Origin of the sequence: Streptomyces luteosporeus, from assembly GCF_039532865.1 — a bacterium.
In the GTDB taxonomy this organism is placed as follows: Bacteria; Actinomycetota; Actinomycetes; order Streptomycetales; family Streptomycetaceae; genus Streptomyces; species Streptomyces luteosporeus.
Genome location: NZ_BAAASL010000050.1, coordinates 1 through 1,349, shown reverse-complemented (window position 1 = coordinate 1,349; position 1,349 = coordinate 1). Strand labels below are relative to the sequence as shown.

The 1,349-nt window shown below is 70.8% G+C and carries 1 protein-coding gene; it reads left to right on the top strand.

Annotated elements, in window-relative coordinates; genetic code table 11:
• The coding region (locus tag ABD361_RS30330; protein ID WP_344440185.1) for an acetyl-CoA carboxylase biotin carboxylase subunit at positions 1–1,349 on the top strand (1,349 nt) is incomplete at both ends.

Here is a 1,349-nt window from a genome sequence, read left to right as displayed (position 1 = left end):
GTGCGCAAGGTGCTCATCGCCAACCGTGGCGAAATCGCTGTCCGTGTCGCTCGTGCGTGCCGGGATGCGGGGATCGCCAGTGTGGCGGTCTATGCGGACCCCGACCGTGATGCGGTGCATGTCCGCGTTGCCGACGAGGCCTACGCGCTGGGTGGTGACACTCCCGCCACCAGCTACCTCGACATCAGCAAGGTCCTGGCCGCGGCCGCGGAGTCCGGCGCGGACGCGATCCACCCCGGTTACGGGTTCTTGTCGGAGAACGCCGACTTCGCCCAGGCCGTCATCGACGCCGGGCTGATCTGGATCGGCCCGCCCCCGCAGGCCATCCGCGACCTGGGCGACAAGGTCGCCGCCCGCCACATCGCCCAGCGCGCCGGCGCGCCCCTGGTCGCCGGCACCCCCGACCCCGTCTCCGGCGCGGACGAGGTCATCGCCTTCGCCCGCGAGCACGGCCTGCCCATCGCCATCAAAGCCGCCTTCGGCGGCGGCGGACGCGGCCTGAAGGTCGCCCGCACCCTGGAAGAAGTCCCCGAGCTCTACGAATCGGCCGTCCGCGAGGCGGTGGCCGCGTTCGGCCGGGGGGAGTGCTTCGTCGAGCGCTACCTCGACCGCCCCCGCCACGTGGAGACCCAGTGCCTGGCCGACAAGCACGGCAACGTCGTGGTCGTCTCCACCCGCGACTGCTCCCTGCAACGCCGCCACCAAAAACTCGTCGAGGAAGCCCCCGCCCCCTTCCTCACCGAAGAGCAGAACGCCGAGCTCTACCGCGCCTCCAAGGCCATCCTCCGCGAAGCCGGCTACGAAGGCGCCGGCACCTGCGAATTCCTCGTCGGCCAGGACGGCACCATCTCCTTCCTGGAAGTCAACACCCGCCTGCAGGTCGAACACCCCGTCACCGAGGAAGTCACCGGCCTGGACCTGGTGAGGGAGATGTTCCGCATCGCCGACGGCGAAGAACTCGGCTACGACGATCCGCCGCTGCGCGGGCACTCCTTCGAGTTCCGCATCAACGGCGAGGACCCCGGCCGCAACTTCCTGCCCGCCCCCGGCACCGTCACCCGCTTCGACCCGCCCACCGGCCCCGGCATCCGCCTGGACGCCGGCGTCGAATCCGGCTCCGTCATCGGACCCGCCTGGGACTCCCTCCTCGCCAAGCTCATTGTCACCGGCGCCACCCGCCAGCAGGCTCTGGAGCGGGCCCGGCGGGCGCTGGCGGAGTTCACGGTCGAGGGCATGGCCACCGCCATCCCCTTCCACCGCGCCGTCGTCGCCGACCCCGCCTTCACCGACGACCCCTTCCACGTCCACACCCGCTGGATCGAAACCGAATTCGACAACCAAATCCCCCC